16 protein-coding genes are annotated in these 18983 nt (G+C 41.8%); 9 read left to right on the top strand and 7 right to left on the bottom strand.

Annotated elements, in window-relative coordinates; genetic code table 11:
• The first annotated feature begins 178 nt into the window (after window positions 1-178).
• Window positions 179-2734 carry an ATP-dependent Clp protease ATP-binding subunit gene (locus GTK07_RS18140; protein ID WP_163636543.1) on the top strand — a complete coding sequence of 852 codons (2556 nt, stop codon included), beginning with the start codon at window positions 179-181 and terminating at the stop codon, window positions 2732-2734.
• A 154-nt stretch (window positions 2735-2888) separates the two neighbouring features.
• Window positions 2889-3308, top strand: coding sequence for an STAS/SEC14 domain-containing protein (locus tag GTK07_RS18135; RefSeq protein ID WP_163636542.1), 420 nt, complete (start codon window positions 2889-2891; stop codon window positions 3306-3308).
• Here GTK07_RS18135 and GTK07_RS18130 read toward each other — a convergent pair.
• Complete coding sequence (locus tag GTK07_RS18130; RefSeq protein WP_163636541.1) at window positions 3305-4840, bottom strand: NAD(P)H-hydrate dehydratase; 1536 nt, start codon at window positions 4838-4840, stop codon at window positions 3305-3307. The two genes, GTK07_RS18135 and GTK07_RS18130, sit on opposite strands and share 4 nt — an antisense overlap.
• Window positions 4841-5100: 260 nt before the next feature.
• Here GTK07_RS18130 and thrA point away from each other — a divergent pair, with 260 nt between their 5' ends.
• The 3 genes from thrA to thrC are packed head-to-tail and all read left to right on the top strand — an operon-like array spanning window position 5101 to window position 9774.
• A complete protein-coding gene (gene thrA, locus GTK07_RS18125) occupies window positions 5101-7545 on the top strand; it encodes a bifunctional aspartate kinase/homoserine dehydrogenase I (RefSeq protein WP_163636540.1) in 2445 nt (814 codons plus the stop codon).
• A gap of 2 nt (window positions 7546-7547) precedes the next feature.
• On the top strand, window positions 7548-8471 hold the full coding sequence (locus GTK07_RS18120; protein WP_163636539.1) for a homoserine kinase: 924 nt from the start codon (window positions 7548-7550) through the stop codon (window positions 8469-8471).
• Window positions 8472-8475: 4 nt separating this feature from the next.
• Window positions 8476-9774, top strand: coding sequence for a threonine synthase (gene thrC, locus GTK07_RS18115; protein WP_163636538.1), 1299 nt, complete (start codon window positions 8476-8478; stop codon window positions 9772-9774).
• Here the strand turns inward: thrC and GTK07_RS18110 are convergent.
• Entirely contained in the window at window positions 9771-11387 is a 1617-nt protein-coding gene (locus tag GTK07_RS18110; RefSeq protein WP_163636537.1) for an aminopeptidase P family protein, read from the bottom strand. The two genes, thrC and GTK07_RS18110, sit on opposite strands and share 4 nt — an antisense overlap.
• Window positions 11388-11534: 147 nt before the next feature.
• On the opposite strand from GTK07_RS18110, the gene gcvT reads away from it, so the two are divergent.
• The 4 genes from gcvT (at window position 11535) to GTK07_RS18090 (ending at window position 15527) form a co-directional block, all read left to right on the top strand.
• Complete coding sequence (gene gcvT / locus GTK07_RS18105; RefSeq protein WP_163636536.1) at window positions 11535-12623, top strand: glycine cleavage system aminomethyltransferase GcvT; 1089 nt, start codon at window positions 11535-11537, stop codon at window positions 12621-12623.
• Between the two features lie 6 nt (window positions 12624-12629).
• Window positions 12630-13448 carry a sugar nucleotide-binding protein gene (locus GTK07_RS18100; RefSeq protein ID WP_163636535.1) on the top strand — a complete coding sequence of 273 codons (819 nt, stop codon included), beginning with the start codon at window positions 12630-12632 and terminating at the stop codon, window positions 13446-13448.
• Between the two features lie 61 nt (window positions 13449-13509).
• Complete coding sequence (locus GTK07_RS18095) at window positions 13510-14220, top strand: YebC/PmpR family DNA-binding transcriptional regulator (RefSeq protein ID WP_163636534.1); 711 nt, start codon at window positions 13510-13512, stop codon at window positions 14218-14220.
• A gap of 116 nt (window positions 14221-14336) precedes the next feature.
• On the top strand, window positions 14337-15527 hold the full coding sequence (locus GTK07_RS18090; RefSeq protein ID WP_036383580.1) for a site-specific integrase: 1191 nt from the start codon (window positions 14337-14339) through the stop codon (window positions 15525-15527).
• A gap of 19 nt (window positions 15528-15546) precedes the next feature.
• Here the strand turns inward: GTK07_RS18090 and GTK07_RS18085 are convergent, their stop codons facing one another.
• The 5 genes from GTK07_RS18085 to GTK07_RS19500 all read right to left on the bottom strand — a co-directional run bounded on the left by GTK07_RS18085 (window position 15547) and on the right by GTK07_RS19500 (window position 18690).
• Window positions 15547-15798, bottom strand: a complete 252-nt coding sequence (locus tag GTK07_RS18085; RefSeq protein WP_036383578.1) for a hypothetical protein — start codon at window positions 15796-15798, stop codon at window positions 15547-15549.
• Window positions 15799-15824: 26 nt separating this feature from the next.
• Complete coding sequence (locus tag GTK07_RS18080; RefSeq protein WP_036383577.1) at window positions 15825-16874, bottom strand: relaxase/mobilization nuclease domain-containing protein; 1050 nt, start codon at window positions 16872-16874, stop codon at window positions 15825-15827.
• Complete coding sequence (locus GTK07_RS18075) at window positions 16864-17211, bottom strand: plasmid mobilization protein (protein WP_036383575.1); 348 nt, start codon at window positions 17209-17211, stop codon at window positions 16864-16866. Before GTK07_RS18075 ends, GTK07_RS18080 begins: the two co-directional genes overlap by 11 nt.
• A gap of 541 nt (window positions 17212-17752) precedes the next feature.
• Complete coding sequence (locus GTK07_RS18070; RefSeq protein ID WP_036383571.1) at window positions 17753-18523, bottom strand: nucleotidyltransferase family protein; 771 nt, start codon at window positions 18521-18523, stop codon at window positions 17753-17755.
• A gap of 2 nt (window positions 18524-18525) precedes the next feature.
• Window positions 18526-18690 (bottom strand): hypothetical protein, encoded by a 165-nt coding sequence (locus GTK07_RS19500; protein WP_417939677.1) that lies wholly within the window; start codon window positions 18688-18690, stop codon window positions 18526-18528.
• Window positions 18691-18983: the final 293 nt, after the last annotated feature.

The following is an 18983-nucleotide window of genomic DNA, read 5'->3' as shown; positions in this document are numbered from 1 at the left end:
TTTATTAAAAAAATTATCAACATTTGAAGCAAGTCCCCTATTGTGTGGTAAAGCTTTGTTAAACAAGTAAAAAATTACCCTTTATTCCGACATTTACAACTAGTTTATCGAATATGGGTACGGTATTTGACCACGGTAACAATACTTTTATTAATTTTAATTGCTGAAAAAGAAACGTATGGACGACAATTTTTCCCCCAGAGTAAAAGACGTTATAGCATACAGCAAGGAGGAGGCCCTAAGATTGGGCCACGATTTTATTGGAACGGAACACCTGATGCTGGGTCTTTTAAGAGATGGAAATGGCAAGGCCATTAGTATATTGGACGCACTGGATGTGGACCTGGAACACCTTCGCCGTAAGGTGGAGATCCTGAGTCCCGCCAATCCAAATTCGGGCACAATGCAGAAAGACAAAAAGAACCTGCACCTGACCCGACAAGCGGAACGTGCCCTAAAAACAACCTTCCTTGAGGCGAAGCTTTTCCAAAGCTCTTCCATCAATACCGCGCACCTTTTGCTCTGCATCCTCAGAAACGAGAACGATCCCACTACCAAATTGCTGCATAAGCTAAAAGTGGACTATGATAACGTAAAAGAACAATTCAAATCGATGATCACCAGCGACGACGATTATGTAGATTCCCCGCAGGCTGAATCCTTTTCTGGGGATCCAGACGACTTGGGTGAGGGCAAGGACAGTGCTTTTGGCTCCGGTTCCGCCCAAAAAGGAAACAAAAAATCCAAAACCCCGGTTTTGGACAACTTCGGTAGGGATTTGACCAAATTGGCCGAGGAAAACAAATTGGACCCTGTTGTGGGCCGCGAGAAAGAGATTGAACGCGTTTCCCAGATTTTGAGCCGAAGGAAAAAGAACAACCCTTTGTTGATCGGGGAACCTGGTGTTGGTAAAAGTGCCATTGCCGAAGGCTTGGCATTGCGCATCATCAACAAAAAGGTATCACGAATCCTTTACAACAAACGGGTGGTTACCTTGGATCTTGCCTCTTTGGTGGCAGGGACTAAGTACCGCGGTCAGTTTGAGGAACGTATGAAAGCCGTTATGAACGAGTTGGAGAAGAACGATGACATCATTCTTTTCATTGATGAGATCCACACTATTGTGGGAGCCGGTGGCGCTACAGGAAGCCTGGATGCATCAAATATGTTCAAACCTGCCTTGGCAAGGGGAGAAATCCAATGCATAGGTGCCACTACCCTTGATGAATACAGACAATACATCGAAAAAGATGGTGCCTTGGAACGCCGTTTTCAAAAGGTTATGGTAGAGCCGACCTCTGTTGAGGAAACCATAGAAATTTTGATGAACATCAAAGGCAAGTACGAAGATCACCACAACGTTTACTACACAGACGAAGCCATTATGGCATGTGTAAAATTGACGAACAGGTACATGACGGACAGATTCTTGCCGGACAAGGCCATTGATGCCTTGGACGAAGCGGGTTCCCGTGTGCACATTGTGAACATGGACGTTCCCAAACAGATTTTGGAACTGGAAAGCCAGTTGGAAGATGTTCGTGAACTGAAGAACAGCGTTGTTAAAAAACAGAAATACGAAGAAGCCGCCAAGTTGCGCGACGACGAAAAACGCCTTGAAAAAGATTTGGCCACGGCCCAGGAGCGTTGGGAAGAAGAAAGCAAATTGCATAGGGAAACCGTAACCGAGGACAACGTGGCCGATGTGGTTTCCATGATGAGCGGCATCCCTGTAAACAGGATAGCCCAGACCGAAAGCAACAAATTGGCCAAGTTGCCCGATTTGATCAAAGGTTTCGTGATTGGTCAGGATGAAGCAGTGGCCAAAGTGGCCAAGGCCATCCAAAGAAACAGGGCCGGTTTAAAAGACCCCAACAAACCCATTGGTTCATTCATCTTTTTGGGTCAGACCGGGGTTGGAAAAACCCAGTTGGCCAAAATTTTGGCCAAGGAACTTTTTGATTCTGAGGATGCCCTTATCCGCATCGACATGAGCGAATACATGGAAAAATTCGCCATCTCCCGATTAGTTGGAGCACCTCCAGGATATGTGGGGTATGAAGAAGGCGGACAATTGACGGAAAAAGTACGTCGCAAACCGTATTCTGTGATACTCTTGGACGAAGTCGAGAAAGCCCACCCAGACGTATTCAACATGTTGCTACAAGTGCTTGATGACGGTTTCCTTACCGACAGTCTTGGTCGCAAGATCGATTTCAGGAACACCATTATCATCATGACCTCCAACATTGGTGCACGCCAATTGAAGGATTTTGGACAAGGTGTCGGATTCGGTACAGCTGCCAAACAGGCCCAAGCCGATACCCATCAGAAAAGTGTGATCGAAAGTGCCTTGAAAAAGGCCTTTGCTCCCGAATTCCTAAATAGGATAGACGATGTGGTCGTGTTCAATCCCTTGGAAAGGGAAGACATCCACAAGATCATTGATATTGAGTTGAACAAACTCTATGGAAGGATCAAAGACATTGGTTATGACCTTAGACTTTCCGATAAAGCCAAGGATTATATAGCTGAAAAAGGATTCGACAAGCAGTATGGGGCACGCCCTCTAAAAAGAGCTATCCAGAAATATATAGAGGATACATTGGCAGAGGAAATCGTGAACTCCAAACTGGAGGAAGGTGACAGCATCTTTATGGACCTGGACGAGCAAAAAGACGAGCTTACCATCAGGATAAAAAAGGCCGAAAAATCCACCGAAACCGAAAATTAAAATGACCTCAACATAATAGAGCTGGCCCATGGGCCAGCTTTTTTTTGACCTAAATTACCATTTAAACGATATTTACGCTTTTAATCTAGATTTTTTCCCTTCACTCCCCTTTACATCTACTTTCGTTAGCGAGACACTATAATGACACTTGGGAATGAAATTTACTTCTACGAAGAAGACCGTTGTTGTACGCGAGTACCGCTTGGATATTGGCACTGTACAGGTTTATGATGACTACATGGTCTCCTCTTTTGATGAAGGCAGCACCATAACTCTGGAAAGAGCCTATCAAATCATCGGCATATCGGAAATTCACTTTAGGGACAAGGATTTTGGCTATATAAGCCTTCGTAAAAATTCCTATGCCGTAGATCCTACCATTTACAACTATGTAAGAGGATTGGACAACCTTAAGGCCTTCGCCATCGTTTCCAAGAAGGAAATAGACATGCATAACTTCAAGATTGAAAAATTGTTCTACAAAAAGAGCATGGAATTTTTTATTGAGTTTGACAACGCTTTGGCCTGGGTAAAAAAAAGATTGAAGAACAGTAAAGGAAAATCCAAGGATTAGTTCTCTTCTTGCGGTTCCGCTTCGGGCTGTCTGAGCAACTCCATAAACGCATTCCCAATATTTGAAATAATTGTCGAGGCCTTTAAAGCCTCATACCCCATTTCGGAAACTCCTATGTCTCCGGCCAAGCCATGCAGGTACACACCAAAAATGGCGGCATGTAAGCTAGTATATCCTTGTGCCATTAAGCCCGTTATCATACCCGTCAGCACATCGCCACTACCGGCGGTAGCCATCCCAGGATTACCCGTAGTGTTCACAAAGCCCTTATCCTTATAAACCGTTATGGTATGGGCGCCTTTGATCACGACAACTACATTATAATGGGTTGAAAAAGCTTTCACTTTAGAAAGTTTTTCAAAGTCGTCGCTCCAATTTCCAACCAATCGTTCCAGTTCTTTGGGATGAGGCGTTAACACTGATAATTCGGGTATATCTTTCAACATCTTTGGATGTTTGGCCAAAATGTTCAATCCATCGGCATCAATGACCATAGGCTTTTCCATTGATTTCAGCAAAGCACCAAAAGCGTTCGCGGTAATTTTATCCACCCCGATTCCCATTCCAATTCCAACCACAGTTGGCTCAAAAGGAAAGGAAATCTTGGAAATAATTTTTTCTCCACCATCGGTCAAAACCATAACTTCTGGCAATGCGGTTTGTATAGCTTGATATCCACAAAGTGGCACAAATGCGGTGACCAAACCACTACCTGAACTCAAACAGGCGTCACTCGCCAATTGAACAGCACCAATTTTCCCATAACTTCCACCAACGATAATGGCATGTCCATAGTTTCCCTTATGCGAAAATTTAAGCCGTGGGCGATATAAGGGTAACACTTCTGGCCTACCAATCAGCTCAAATTCGGTTTCGGTTGTTTGTAGATATTCCGGGTCCAAACCAATGTCCAATAGCTCCCATTGATTCACAAAAACCCCTGTTTCTGGCAAAAAGAAGACTAATTTGGGTACTTGAAAAGTAAGCACATAACTGGCCCTAATGGCATAATCCGGATTCCATGGGCATTTATCCGTAGGCAAACCGGATGGGATATCCACAGAAAGTACAAAAGCTCTGGAGTTATTAATGTGCATGATCAAATTGCCCACCCAGGTGTTTGGGGCCCGGTTCAATCCAATGCCAAATATGGCATCAATAACAATATCATCCGGTGAGATGGGCGGGAGTTCGCTTTCATTGTTCAGAAAGTCAGGCCAAAGTTTTGCGCTCTTCAATCTTTCAAGGTTCAATAAGAAATCCTTGGAACGTTTTTCACTAAAGTTGACCACATATACTTGAATGGTATACCCATGTTCATGTAAAAGCCGGGCCAATACCAAGCCATCACCGCCATTGTTACCGATTCCACAAAACAGCTTAAGGGTTACTCGAGTGCCTCTCAACCTAGCATGGATCCACTCAAATAGCTTGGTGGCAGCCCTTTCCATAAGCTCCTCACTGGAAATTTGTTGTTTTTGTATTGTAGATTTATCAGCATCTTGGATTTGGGAAGCGGAAAAAATTTTCATTCATTAAAAAATATGGATGATTCGTAAAGATTTCGCAAAAAATCTCATCATTGATTTGATGAAGTATTCAAATGTACTACTTTTATCACCTCATTATTGAATAATGCAAGTAAAACAAACGGATATCAAAACAAGCTGGATGAATGCTTCTTCATCTATCTTCACTATTACCACCACAACCCCTTTGGGGTAATTCTGCTATATATCATCCGTCCGTTTTTTTGTCCCTATTACAATTTTATTTTCAATAATATTTCATCATGAAAGTCTTAAAATTTGGCGGCACTTCTGTTGCCAATCCAGAAAACATAAACAAGGTCAAGTCCATTGTTGCCAGTCTCAATGACCCAAAAGTAGCTGTTGTTGTATCCGCTTTTGGCGGGTTAACCGACCTCCTATTGCAAACTTCACAACTGGCTTCCAAACAAGATCAATCCTATAAAAAAGGTCTTGAAGAAATCGAGGCAAGACATTTATCCGCTATCAAGGAATTGCTTCCGGTACAATCACAGAGCAGTGTATTGAGCCAAGTAAAAAGCGACCTGAATGTTTTGGAAACTCTTTTGGAAGGTTGTTATCTGATCGGGGAATTGACCCCAAAACTATCCGACAAAATTGTTAGCTACGGGGAATTACTTTCCTCATTCATCATCAGTGAGTTCTTTAGATTCCAAGGTTTGGATGCCCAATTCAAGGATAGCAGGGAACTGATCATCACTGATGAACAATACGGAAAGGCAAACGTTGATTTTGATAAGACCAACGCCAAATGTCAAGCCTATTTTTCGTCCATCAATCATCGGATTACCGTGTTGCCTGGATTCGTTTCCTCCAGTAGAATGGGCAATTCCACTACTTTGGGCAGAGGTGGATCGGATTATACCGCCGCCATCATCGCGGCAGCCCAACAGGCAGAAATACTGGAAATCTGGACCGATGTCAGCGGGATGTACACCGCCAATCCACGATTGGTGAAACAGGCCAAATGCGTATCCCACATCAGTTATGAGGAAGCGATGGAGCTCTCCCATTTTGGCGCGAAGGTTTTGTACCCGCCTACCATTCAACCGGTGTTGAGCAAAGAGATCCCGATTGCCATCAAAAATACTTTCGACCCTGAAAATCCAGGTACATTAATAACCAAAAACCATAATGGGAACGGTAAAACGGTTCGGGGCATCAGTCATGTGGGGAACATTAGCCTACTTTCTTTGGAAGGTCCAGGTATGGTCGGGATTCCCGGCATCTCGAAACGCTTCTTTGAAACCCTTTCGTTAAAAAATATCAGTATTGTGCTCATTACCCAAGCATCATCCGAGCACTCCATTTGTGTGGGGATTGCCGATGATGATGCCGATGCTGCCGCCTATGCTGTAAACGAAACTTTTGCCTACGAGATTTCGAGCAAAAAGATCAAGCCGATTTTGGTAGAAAAAGACCTGACCATTATCGCCCTTGTGGGCGATAACATGAAGAGCCATCAAGGGTTGAGTGGAAAAATGTTCAGCACATTGGGTAAGAACAACGTGAACATCAGGGCCATTGCACAAGGCGCTTCGGAAAGGAACATTTCCGCCGTCATCAAAAAAGACGATGTTAAAAAAGCCCTCAATTCCTTGCACGAGACCTTTTTCGAAGAAAACACCAAACAGTTGAACCTCTTCGTGATGGGGGTTGGTAATGTGGGAGCCAAATTTTTGGATCAAATCCGTCAACAGAAAAAATATCTAAAGGACGAGTTGAAACTCAATGTGAGGGTTGTCGGGATCAGTAACTCACGCACTATGGCCTTCGATGAAAACGGTATTGCCTTAAAAGATTGGGAAAGTGTTTTGGCAGAAGGTCAACCCGCGGACAGAAATGCATTTTTTAATCAGGTAAAATCGCTCAACTTTAGAAACAGCGTTTTTGTGGACAATACCGCTAGTTCCGACGTTGCCAAATCGTATGCGGATTACCTGCGAAACAGCATTTCCGTGGTGACCTGCAATAAAATTGCCTGCTCTTCGGATTATGATTTTTACAAGGAATTGAAACAACTGGCGAAGCAGTACAATGCTCCGTTCCTTTTCGAAACGAACGTGGGAGCCGGTTTACCTATTATCGATACCTTGAAACACCTCATTGCATCGGGTGACAAGGTCAGGAAAATTCAAGCCGTGTTATCCGGGAGCCTCAACTTTGTATTCAACACCTTTAATGATAGTGTCACCTTCCACGATGTGGTGAAACAAGCACAGGAACAAGGCTATACCGAGCCCGACCCGACCATAGACTTGAGCGGTGTGGACGTGATGCGGAAGATATTGATCTTGGCCCGTGAAAGTGGACACCAATTGAACATCGAGGACATTGAAAACATATCCTTTTTGCCCAAGGAAAGCTTGGAGACCAACTCCAATGACGCTTTTTTTGAGTCCTTGAAAAAATACGAAAGTGATTTCCAGAAACTGTACAAGGACGCTGCCGATGCGGACAGCAAATTGAAATATGTGGCCCAATTTGAAGACGGTAAGGCGAAGGTGGGATTGCAAAAAATTCCTAGAGGACACGACTTTTACAATCTTGAAGGAAGCGACAACATTGTGCTTTTCTTTACCGAACGCTATCCCAACCAGCCGTTGATCATAAAAGGAGCAGGAGCCGGTGCGGATGTAACCGCATCAGGTATCTTTGCCGATATAATCCGAATCGGAAACTTTTGACCATGGAAGAAATCAAAGTATTCTGCCCCGCCACCATTGCCAACGTTTCCTGTGGGTTCGATGTGCTCGGACTCGCCTTGGATTCCGTCGGGGATGAAATGATCGTTAGAAAGACCTCTGCAAAAGGAATCCGTATTACAAAGATTTTAGGTCAGGATCTTCCTTTGGAAACGGAAAAAAATGTTTCTGGAGTGGCCGGTTTGGCCCTTTTACACGAAAGTAATTTTGACGGCGGTTTTGAAATCGAAATCGACAAACGCATCAAACCTGGGAGTGGTATCGGTAGCAGCGCGGCAAGTTCCGCAGGAGCCGTTTGGGCCATGAACGAATTACTGGGTAGGCCCTTCTCCCATTTGCAATTGGTAAAATTTGCCATGCAAGGAGAAAAATTGGCCAGTGATGTGGCCCATGCCGATAACGTGGCCCCTGCCATTTACGGTGGTTTCACTTTAGTGAGAAGCTACGACCCGCTGGATATCATCCCGATTCCCACACCTTCTGAGCTAGTGGCAACGGTGATCCATCCACAAATCGAGATTAAAACTTCGGATTCCCGGAAAATTTTGAAGACCACCATTTCACTGGAAAAAGGGATCAAACAATGGGGCAATGTGGGCGGACTTATCGCAGGGCTTTTTCAAAACGATTACGACCTGATTGGCCGTTCACTACAGGACCATATCGTGGAGCCCATCCGTTCCATTTTGATTCCCGGGTTTGACGAAATCAAGGCCAACGCATTGGCTTCCGGAGCATTGGGATGTGGAATTTCAGGCTCCGGGCCTTCCATTTTTGCATTGAGCAAAGGTATGGAAACCGCTCAATCGGTGGCCGAATCCATGAAAGAAACCTATTCGAAATTCGGGATTCCTTTTGACATCCACATTTCCAAAATCAATACCCAAGGGGTTAAAAAAATTGCCTAGTCCCATGAAATTTTACAGTCTAAACAATCCCGATTTACAAGCTTCCTTCAAAGAGGCCGTTATTGCAGGAATCGCTCCTGATAAAGGGTTGTATTTCCCTGATAGCATCACTCCATTACCAGCGGATTTTTTCAAAAATATAGAACAGTTGTCCAACCATGAGATAGCCTTCAAGGCCATACATCAATTTGTGAACGAAGATATTCCCAATGCGGTTTTGAAAGAAATCATCGCCAATACCTTGGATTTTGATTTTCCTGTGGTTCCTATGGAAGAAAATGTGGCCACTTTGGAGTTGTTCCATGGCCCTACCATGGCCTTTAAGGATGTCGGAGCACGGTTTATGGCCAATTGCCTGGGTTACTTTTCCCAAGGTGAAAAACAGGATGTTACCGTTCTGGTGGCCACTTCTGGAGATACGGGTGGAGCCGTTGCGAATGGATTTTTGGGTGTGGAAGGCGTAAAAGTGGTTATCCTCTATCCAAGTGGGAAAGTAAGCGATATCCAGGAAAAACAATTGACCACTTTGGGCCAGAATATTGAGGCCATGGAAGTGGACGGCACTTTTGATGACTGCCAACGTATGGTCAAGTCTGCTTTTTTAGATAAGGAAATCACCGATCACAAAAAACTCACCTCTGCCAATAGCATCAATGTGGCGAGATGGCTACCCCAATTGTTCTACTTTTTGTTCGCGTACAAACAAGCAAAATCAAATGGAAAAGAGATCGTGTTTTCGGTACCTTCGGGCAATTTCGGAAACATTTGTGCGGGAATGGTTGCCCAGAAGTTGGGCATGCCCGTAAAACATTTTGTGGCCTCTACCAATGTGAACGATGTGGTTCCCAAGTTTATGGAAAATGGAATTTACGAACCTGTTCCATCCAAAGCCACCATTTCCAACGCCATGGACGTAGGTGATCCTAGCAACTTTATACGTATTCAGCATTTGTACCAAGGCAACTTGGAAACCCTTCGGGAAAATCTATCCTCCTATTCCTTTTCGGATGAAGAGACAAGAGAGGCTATGAAGAAAATCCATGCCCAATCCGGTTATGTGATGGATCCCCACGGGGCAGTGGGTTATCTGGGTTTGAAGGAATATCAAAAAGATTATCCCGATACCTATGGCATTTTCTTGGAAACGGCCCATCCCGTCAAGTTTTTGGATGTAGTGGAACATACCTTGGGATTGAGTCCCGAAATTCCACCCCAAATCCAAAAAGTGATGGGCAGGGAGAAGAAATCACATCTGATCAAAACATACGAAGACCTGAAAGCCTTCTTACTGGCAACAGCTTAATCCAATTTGGGCAATTTGAAATTATCCAACGGGCTGGGTTGTTTCATCATAGCTTCAATGGCCTCGGTAGTCCTGGGTGCCATCGCCGATAGCACAACCGGACCATCGTTGGTGATCAGCACATCATCTTCGATACGGACGGCAATGCCCCACCATTTTTTATCGCAGTTACTCCCTTCCGGGATATAGATACCCGGTTCTACCGTAATCACCGTATTGGGCTTGAAGGGTCCGTAGGTGCCATCATCATGCACATCCAATCCCAAATAGTGGGAAGTGCCGTGTGGAAAATAAATGCGGGTTTCCTTTTCTTCCTTTATGATACCCAATTTCAACAAGCCATCGGCAACCACCTGATACGCTGCCTTGCCCGGTGCCTGAAAGGGTGCCCCTACGATACTGGCCTTTATTCCAGCTTCTTGGGCATTGTACACGATGTCATAAATGGCTTTCTGCTCAGATGTAAATTTCCCATTGGCAGGAATGGTTCTTGTCACATCGGCCGTGTAACCATGATATTCTGCGCCAAGATCCATCAGCACCAAATCATTGCCAACGGTAGTCTTGCTGTTCTCTATGTAATGAAGGATGCAACCATTATTACCGCCGCCTACAATGGATGGATACCCTTCATACTCGGCACCATATTTTTTATAGACGTATTCGTGAACGCCCTGTATTTCCGATTCCGACATATTGGGATGCATGGCCTTCATCACTTCTATTTGCCCTACGGCGGAAATTTCTACGGCTTTCTTTAAAAGTTTGATTTCTTCAGCAGTTTTGGTTTCCCTCAATTTGGCCATGGCCATGGGCAACACCTTGGAATCGAGATTGGAAGACTGTTGAATGACCAACACTTTGTTCTTGATTTCCTTTCTGATGTCATCGTTTGACGCATTCACAAAATCATTGAGAAATTCATCATCCTGTAGATTGGGATAACGGTTCATGTACTTCTCTACAGTCTCCACCAACTCATCGGTTTTGGACCCGTCATCAGCGGAAATCATACTGTATAAATCATTTTTGATAGGATTGTAATCCGAGGGATAGTTTGCTTTTTCCTTAAAAGTCTTGATCAGGTCAAAAAGGTCCGCATTGCCCGATTGATCACGGTAATCATTTTGAAAATCCACAAAGGAAACGATATCAAACGAGGCAAAATCTATAGGAAAATGCTCAAATTCCTTTCCGTTATAGACCATATCAAAACCCAGTTTTTCCTTTACCCCTTCCACACCCAATCGCTTACCGGTCCATTGCTCTGCCCTGGCATTTCTTTCTTGTACATAAATGATCTCATCAAACTTTTTGCCCGAGGCATCCGTTTGGGGTTCCGAAAAAAGTACGAGTACTGCGTTCGGTTCCTTGTACCCTGTCAAATAATAAAAGTTAGGATCTTGATGGTATACGAAATCCACATCGTTGGCCCGGTTTCGTTCCGCATTGGCAAATAACACCACGGCAGTGTTGGGAGGTAGCAGTTTTCTGACTTCATCCCTTCTCTGTTTATGAAAATCGGCAGATAGATAATCGGTTGGGGTACCTTGGGAAAAACCCACGGATACGATGGATAGCATTACAAATGTGCTGAAAATGACATTTTTCATCAAAAACGATATTTGGGTCAAAATACAAATTTTACTGCGAAGCCATTTGTTAAAAATGGCTACCTATTTTTATGGAAATCATAAGAACTTTGAAGGCCTGTATCCTTAATTATTTCTATAAATTTGCCAAGCTTAAAAATGTAAGAAATGAAAAACACAGCACTTTTTGAAACCCATAAGGCTCTTGGCGCCAAAATGGTTCCTTTTGCAGGCTACAACATGCCAGTTTCCTATGAGGGCGTGAATGCTGAACATGAAACCGTGCGTAAGGGCGTTGGGGTCTTCGATGTTTCGCACATGGGCGAGTTTTTGATCGAAGGACCCAAGGCCTTGGAGCTTATTCAAAAAGTGACGACCAACGATGCATCCAAATTAACCATCGGAAAGGCACAATACAGTTGTTTACCTAACGAAACTGGCGGTATTGTGGATGACCTAATCGTATATCGCGTTAAGGAAGAAACCTATTTGTTGGTAGTAAACGCTTCCAATATTGATAAGGACTGGAACCATATCTCTAAATACAACGAAGGCATTGGAGCCGATATGAGGAACCTTTCAGATGATTATTCCCTATTGGCCATCCAAGGTCCAAAGGCTGTGGAGGCCATGCAATCCTTGACCTCTGTGGATTTGTCAGCTATCAACTTCTACAATTTTGTGGTAGGCGATTTTGCGGGAATCGATTATGTCATCATTTCGGCCACGGGGTATACGGGATCGGGCGGATTTGAGATCTATTGCAAGAATTCTGAAGTAAAACAAGTTTGGGACAAGGTGATGGAAGCCGGTGCAGCATACGGTATCAAACCCATCGGATTAGCGGCCAGGGACACCCTTCGTTTGGAAATGGGCTATTGCCTTTACGGAAATGATATTGATGATACCACCTCTCCTTTTGAGGCCGGCTTGGGATGGATCACCAAATTCTCCAAGGATTTTGTGAACAGCGAAGCCCTGGCCAAGGAAAAGGAAGCAGGTCCCAAAAGAAAATTGGTGGCTTTCCAAATGGAAGAAAGGGGTATTCCAAGACACGACTATCCTATTTTGGACAAGGATGGCAACGAAATAGGCATCGTTACTTCAGGAACTATGTCCCCTTCCCTATCACAAGGGATCGGACTGGGTTATGTACCTACTGAGCATTCCGAACTGGGTTCCACTATCTACATCAAGATCAGGATCAATAAAGTACCTGCAACCGTTGTAAAATTGCCCTTTTATAAAAACAGCTGATAGCGTTTGAACAAAAAGAAGATATTGATATTGGGCGCGAGTGGATTTGTGGGTAATGCCATCTATAAAGAACTCTGCTCCTATTTCGACACGTACGGCACGTATTTTACCAACCGTTCCTTCTCTTCCAACCAACAATTTTTCAGGTATGACCTGGAAGAGGATGATGTTTTCCATATTTTGGAAAAAGTACATCCCGATGTAATTATTTCATCGCTCCGGGGAGATTTTGCGGCCCAAATACAAGCCCATCAGCATATGATGGAATATTTGATGCGGTCCAAGGCAAAACTCTACTTTATTTCCTCTGCCAATGTTTTTGATGCGTATAGCAAATTTCCATCCTATGAGTACGACAAGACCTTGTCTGAAAGTGTCTATGGCCGTTTGAAAATCAAAATAGAGAACATGATGATGCGGATACCTGCGGAAAAGACCGGAATCTTAAGAATCCCCATGGTTTTTGGAAACGCATCGCCACGCATCAGGGATATCAAGGCAAATTTGGAGATCAACGAACCTATTGAAGTGTTTCCCAATCTGATCATCAACGTGACCAACGATGACAAGCTTACGCAACAGATCCATTATCTCATCAATCGGAACAAGACAGGTATCTATCATTTGGGCAGTAGTGACCTTATTCAACATGAGGAATTCATCAAGGAAGTAATCCAACGTATGGGAAATTACCATCCCGTTTTCAAAAGGGTTTATACTACAAACGAAGATCGCTACCTCGCCGCTTTACCAAAGGATAACAAGCTCCCCAAAAATTTATTGGTCAGTTGCCAAGAAGTGATAGACCATCATATTCCAGTGTGATGTTTTAGCTTGACAAGGGTGCTTTTTTTGCTAAATTTGCCATCCATAACATCAATATTACATGGGAAGAGCATTTGAATTTAGGAAAGCACGGAAAATGAAGCGTTGGGCGGCCATGTCCAAAGCCTTCACTCGTATTGGTAAGGATATCGTAATTGCCGTTAAAGAAGGTGGACCTGATCCCGATGCCAACTCCAAGTTGCGTGCCGTGATCCAAAATGCCAAAGCGGTGAACATGCCCAAAGAAAATATTGAAAGGGCCATTAAACGTGCTTCCGATAAAAACCAAGGAGACTATAAAGAAGTCCTTTTTGAAGGCTATGCTCCCCATGGAATTGCCATTCTGATCGAGACCGCCACGGACAACAATACCCGTACCGTGGCCAATATCCGAAGCTATTTCAACAAATGTAATGGGAGTTTAGGCACTTCTGGATCCGTGGAATTCATGTTCGACCACACCTGTAACTTTACCATTAAGGGAGAAGGTTTGGATCCCGAGGAACTGGAATTGGAATTGATCGATTTTGGTGCCGAAGAAGTTTTTGTGGACGAGGACGGCATCCACATTTATGCCCCTTTTGAAAATTTTGGATCTTTACAAAAAGAATTGGAATCGCGGGAGATAGAAATCATTTCTTCCGGGTTTGAACGCATCCCCCAAGTGACCAAGGCACTCTCCGAAGAAGAGATGGCGGACGTAGAAAAACTATTGGAAAAAATTGAAGAAGATGATGACGTGCAGAACGTGTACCACACCATGCAGGAATAAATACGCTCACACCCTTTAAATACACGTAAAAGCCTCTATATCAATAGAGGCTTTTATTGTTTATAATCGTTTATATTTCATTATATTTATGCATATTCCGAACTAATACCGAACTAATGAATTTCAACTATTATCTTTCCTCTTATTTAAAAAAGAACGGAACCCAATTAATCAGACTTAAAATTGAGACTTCTAAAAAGGATGTCCAGTATATTGACTCTGGAATATCCGTACTAAAAAACCAGTGGGACGACAAAAAGAAAAAAATAAAAAGGCATCCACTTGAAGAAAAACTGAACGCCAATCTCCAATCCTTATTGATCTCTGTTCAACAAATCTATTACAATAATAAAGGGATTTCGGCCAAACGCTTGCTCCTTCTTTATAAGAATAACAAGAAGTATGATACTAGTTCTTTTTTGGACTTCTATCAACAAATAGTCGATGAAGCTAGGTTAAAAGGTAAAATCCGCACTGCCAACACACAACAGAAGTACATCCAAAAACTAAAAAAATTCTCGAGCTACGTTTCATTCTCCGATCTTTCCGTACAATTCGCCAAGGATTATGAAAAATGGATGCTTGAAAAAGGGAATAAAATTAATACCGTCGCCTCGAATTTCAAGTCAATGTATGCAGTTCTAAATAAAGCAATGAAAATGGGTGTTATAAAGGAAAATCCCATAAGAGGCTATACAATAGTAACTGAGAATGTTGAAAAAGACTCATTGACTTTTGAAGAAATCACCAAACTTTCAGAATTGGAAATCCCTGTAAGATTCAAAGGGATGATCAAAGCCAGGGACATGTTCCTATTTTCCTTCTATACAGCTGGTATGAGATTTTCTGATATATGCAAGCTTAAATGGGAAAATATTGCCGGAAATGAAATCGTATATACTATGGGCAAATCCAGAACTAGAGCCGGTGCAAAAAGAACTTTGCCTTTGACTCCTAAGGCTGTGGCTATACTAGAAAATTATAAAGGTAGAAACAATACTTTTATCTTTCCTCCCCTTTATGGAATGGACAATAAAAATGCAGAAGAAATAGAACACAAATTATATATTGCCAATAATGCTATAAACCGGTCATTGCGTAATGCTTGTGAAAAAGCAGAAATAGGAAAATGGGTAAATATGCATATGGCAAAACATTCCTTCGCCGACTTTGCGGTAAAAAAAGATACTGGGTTGTTAATGATCTCCAAACTATTGGGGCATACCAAATTGTCCACCACACAGCATTATTTAAAAGATTTTTACCATAAGGAAGAAGCAGAAGAAATGAATCGATTGTTCGGTTGAAGTGCTTTTCATGCAATACTTAAACTACTTCATTAATAGTGATATAATACCCTTTGTCCACTCTTATGGATATTTCCCCCTTTCTGAGTTTTTGATTGACCGAATAAATGTCTTCATAAGCATACAGGTATTTTTTGCCAACTTTGAAAAAACTGACTAATCCTAGATCCCGTAAAGCCTGCATGATCTGTCCATTGTACGATACACCAAGCTTTTCGCAAAACGCCTTACCGGTCAGATTAAGGGGTTGTATGTTTACTTGATTGCCCATTGAATTTTACGACACTCTGATTCGATTTATTTGTTCAATCCCTTTCTTTTCTTCTTTCTTTTAGACTTTTTTCTGGCACCATGGTCAGTAAGTTCCAGCTTAAAAGGATTCCATTCCGATTCATCCATTAAAGACTCGACTATTCCATTTTCCTTAATTTCTCCCACATGACTTTTTGATTGTTGAGCAGAATTTCGAGTGCCTTTTGCAGTCCCATTATTTCTTGGTTCAACCTTGACTGTTCCTTCAACGTTTCCTTCGTCAGCTTGATCAGTTCCTCGTTCTTTTCCATTAGCCGATAATATAATTGAACGGTCTCTTGTTTGCTCATAATCGATTTGTTTTACAATACTGTTCCATGAAAAAATTTTACCAAGGGTACTGCCTTTATATACCACATTTTGATATTTGAAAGATATCCCCGAAACCCTGCCTGTGGTTTCGCTTACGTTGAATCTTGGCAAGATATTTTGCTCTTGTAGCAACTTGATAAATTCTGTTGTGTCCATTGCTTTTGAGATTGCCGAACCAATTCGCTCCTGTAGGACAAGTTTGATAGGTACATCGCCTGTTCTCAGGGTTTTCTCTATTTCCTTTTGATCAAGTGATTTTTTTCCACCAATTTTTGTTGAAATTTGAGTCAACCCATATTTCCTCTCCAAATCATTGAGCACTTCCCGGCTTCTTCTTTTAATGTTACTGTCACTCGTTATCCTACCCGAATACCTGACCCTATTGCCCACTATATGGATGTGTTCGTGTTCCGTGTCCGTATGACGGTACATAATGAACTGGTTGTTATCGAAACCCATCTTCATTAGATAGTCGCATCCCAATGAAGCAAATTCATTATCGTCCAATTGGTCAGAGTACGGCAGGTTCAAGGAAACATGAAGGACCGCATTCCCAAGTCCCGGACGCAATTGCCTGATCAAATTGAATTCCTGTGTCATGTTTACCGCTGTGGAATACTCTATATTGGAATCGATCACATACCCTACACCTTCGCCTACCTTTTTCTCATTGTAGGCAAGAACACCGTAAAAATCCTTTCCTATTGTTATCTTACCTATCATTGTTCGCTATATTTGATTTGAGCTGTTGCAACAGCATTTTTACCTCCTCCAATTGTTTAATGATATTGAACGGGTCACGGATACCTGAGTTTGAGACCCTGGCAAGTTGGTTCAGGTTGTTTCCCACCCGGCTCAACTCGACAAAGAGTTTCCTGTCCAATGGGGTTATCTTTTTATTCGGCAAGGATTTTCCCGTACATTTTCTTCGGATATATTCGGCAACGGACAGCCCGATGGTTTCTGCATTAACGGAAACTTTGGAATGATCAGCAGCAGTCATCCTGACATTGACCTGTATTGTTTTTAATAACCCAAGTTCTTTTTTTGGCCTTCCCATTTCAAATGATTTAACGGATCACAAGGCAAACTGCAAACAAGGTGCGCAGGGTTTTTGTTAGCAAAAACACAACTTGCTTCGTGACCTCCGATCAACTATATCACAAACCTATAGTCTATGGATTGATTACAAGGGCTTTGCCGTACATGGCCTTATGTACGGTAAATCATTGGAGGGTCTTTTCAGAAGGGGAAAACCAAAAACGGAGGAAACAACAGCAGGGGATTTCCATGGAAAGGGAAAAGAATGGCCAACGCATGCACGCTAAATTTTTAATCCTTTTACCGGATTGCCATTTTTTATTGGATCAAGTCAAGCAATATCTTTGCCATGAACCCATGGAAACCAAAAACCTTGACATTTCGTACATTTATTTTGATGAAAATAGAATCACCCAAAGGAAAGTTTTATGGGAACCACACCACAATCCTATGAAGTGACAAGTTAGAAGACTAGGACAACAAGGCGATTAATAGAAGCTTTCTAAAATTTTTAACATTAAATTCTGTGCCTCTCCGGTTATTGTTAACTAATCAAACTCTTAAATATCAATATAAATTTGATTGTCAAATTGGTTAGCGGAATACAAGTCATTTATCATTTTATCCAAATCATTTTTGTTTAGTAGATTTTGATATTTGGGGTACTTCGTTATTGTTTCCTCCAGAATATCAATTGGATTAAAACCATTGTCCTTAAGTTGACCAATTTTATCAATCAAATATTTCTTTGTGTTACTAGAAAATTGTATTTGTTCTTTCTTTTTTAGATAAAACGCCCTAATGATATTGGCTTCAGTGGTCGGATTCAAATTTTTATATATAGGGGATTTCAGTAAAATATCCAATCTTTTATTTTTCACATATGACCTATAATGCTGTATGTTTAGATTAAAGGTATGAAGGTTAATGACCAAAGAATCGTAATTGTAGAAACAGCCTTTGGCAATACTGTTTAATTTATCTTTTTCGTTCAATTTGACCAATTCATTCTTAAAAGCCCAATTATTTTCAATACTCCACATATCTACTACAATATTGTCAAATTGTAATTTAATCCCTTTGTGCCTATTTATTGAATACTGACAATTAGATTTATCTATAATCTCAATTAATTTTTCATCATTTAAATCTATAATAATATCTAAATCTCTTGACTTTTTAGAGTTTAAAAAATCTCTCAAATACCCCCCTACAATATATGCGCTTCCATAAACGAAAATTTCATAAAGAAGGAATTTCAGTCTCGGGTTATTATTTAACTCCGTACCAAAATGCTTTTTAAATTGTAATTTAAGGTGCTTATAATCCAAAATTAAATTTTAATGCCTTTGAGTTCTTGAAACAACCTAATTGCATATCTATCGGTCATTCCGCTAATAAAGTCGACGATTAATTGCAAAGTTTTATACTCATCATTTTTATATTTTTCAATGTCCTCGAATACTTTTCTATGGCTGGTAGAAATTATTTTATACAACCTAGATTCCAAATTGTTTCCAGACGCAATAAAAGAATCACTTTTGGAGGCTTTAACAAAAATTTCTAACAAACCATATATGGCCTCCCATCCTGCTATTTCTTTTTTAAGGATCGACTTATCATCAAATACAATGTACTGTAATTTTTTATATGCTTTACGTATATTGGATAGGGCGGTCAATGTATACCACCTGCGGCGGATGAAAGTGAGCAGTGCAAATCAAGTGCACGAGATCGACTCATTTTGGTGCTGAAGTTAACGTTTATTTTTAATTTTTTTTCTCATTGATT

The sequence above is a fragment of the Flagellimonas sediminis genome (assembly GCF_010500845.1).
Classification (GTDB): Bacteria; Bacteroidota; Bacteroidia; order Flavobacteriales; family Flavobacteriaceae; genus Flagellimonas; species Flagellimonas sediminis.
Note: the sequence above shows the minus strand (reverse complement) of the source record. Positions and strands in the feature narration are given on the sequence as shown.